This window comes from Legionella drancourtii LLAP12, from assembly GCF_000162755.2.
Lineage (GTDB): Bacteria > Pseudomonadota > Gammaproteobacteria > Legionellales > Legionellaceae > Legionella > Legionella drancourtii.
Genome location: NZ_JH413798.1, coordinates 119,840 through 121,672 on the forward strand (window position 1 = coordinate 119,840; position 1,833 = coordinate 121,672).

Below are 1,833 nucleotides of genomic sequence, written 5' to 3' on the forward strand. Positions count from 1 at the left end.
TGATACTTATCAGGCAATAACCAACAGTTCGCCCATAGAAATCTATAACTATGCCGAACATTCGCTAAATGAGACGCACTCATTGTTTAAACATGGAGTAATCAGCCTGCAAGAAAAAGCAAAAGTAGAAGCATTCTACACGAATATCTGTATGGAACTAAAAGAATGCTTGAGTGAAGAAAATCCCAGCGAACAAGCCTTGTTATTACGCATAAATGAGGATATGGCGGTTAAAATATTTTGCAATATTTCTTTTTTCCAATCCATACCCGATGCCTGGGCTATAGGACAAATTTTCCCCATCGCCCCAATTTCACAGCTTAATGAATTACCAAGCATGCACTGTATCTTGCAAGATTTGACCTGTGACTCAGATGGCACCATTAAAGAGTATCTGGGTAGTTCCCGTGTTAACTCCACCTTAATGCTGCCAGCTTATAACAGCAATAAACCCTATGCTTTAGGTTTCTTCCTGGTCGGAGCTTATCAAGAAATATTGGGTAATTTGCACAATTTATTTGGCGACACCAACTCATTGGATGTGAAATTATTCGACGATGGGACTTTTGAGCTGAATGATTTAGTCAGTGGTGATACCATCACCAACGTATTAAACTTAGCCCATTTTGATACCAAAAAACTGATTCAATCTTATGAAAAACAATTAATTCAAGCCGAGTTACCTAAAGAAAAGACACTATTTTATTTGAATGAATTAAGAAGTCTTTTCTCACAATTAACCTATCTTGATGGTAATCAGGAGTAATTATAATGACACCCAAACAAACTGGTTTTTTTATGCCCGCAGAATGGTATCCCCATGAACGCTGTTGGATGGCTTGGCCTTGTCACTTAGACACTTGGTCAAAAATAGGTTTAGACAAGGCACGCCTGGCTTATGCGCGCGTAGCCCATGCTATAGCCCAATATGAACCGGTAACCATGTTGGTTCATCCCCATGATGAAGAATCAGCACGCCGCCTATGTGGCAATGACATCACCCTCCAAACACTAGCAATTAATGATTCATGGACCCGAGATACGGGCCCAACCTTTTTGCTGAACAAAGCCAAGCAACTTGCTGGAGTAAACTGGATTCATAATGCTTGGGGTGGTAATTATCAAGATTGTGCTTTAGATAATGAAATTTCCGGTGTCATTCTCCAAAAAACCCAAGCCTTGGCTTTTTCTGCCCCCCTGGTTATGGAAGGTGGTTCATTTCATGTTGATGGTGAAGGCACCATTTTAACTAGCCGTGAATGCTTGCTCAATGCAAATCGTAATCCACAGCTAAGTCAGCAAGAAATAGAACAACACCTCTATGACTTTCTCGGCGGCGAAAAAATTATTTGGCTGAATAAAGGTCTCTTAGGCGATGAAACCGATGGTCATATTGATGAAATCGCCTGCTTTGTTGCTCCAGGCAAAGTATTGTGCCTGATCACACACGATAAAGAGGATCCTAATTATGCAAGCTTGCATGAAAACTTGGAAATTCTAAAATCAGCTACCGATGCTCAAGGACGCAAACTTGCGGTTTACACCGTAGAGCAACCACCTGCAACCTATATGGATGGCGAGCGTCTGACTTTATCGTACATTAACTTTTATTTAGGTAATAAAGGGATAGTCATGCCTGCTTTTGGTCATGAAGCTCAAGATAAAGCCGCTTACGCATTGTTTAGCCAACTGTATCCTGATTATCAAATAACCCAAATTGATGCCCTCGATGTATTTGCCGGGGGCGGGGGTATTCATTGCATTACCCAACAACAACCAAAATCGCTAGGAAAAAGCTAAGGACGATAAAACCGGTCATGGAGCCCAAGATCG

Annotated in this window: 1 protein-coding gene and 1 pseudogene; both read left to right on the plus strand. The window is 41.2% G+C overall.

What is annotated here, in order from left to right; genetic code table 11:
- Positions 1-766: pseudogene (locus tag LDG_RS02135) on the plus strand (biosynthetic arginine decarboxylase); the annotation flags it as partial.
- A gap of 5 nt (positions 767-771) precedes the next feature.
- Positions 772-1,800 (plus strand): agmatine deiminase family protein, encoded by a 1,029-nt coding sequence (locus LDG_RS02140; protein WP_006869467.1) that lies wholly within the window; start codon positions 772-774, stop codon positions 1,798-1,800.
- Positions 1,801-1,833 lie beyond the last annotated feature (33 nt).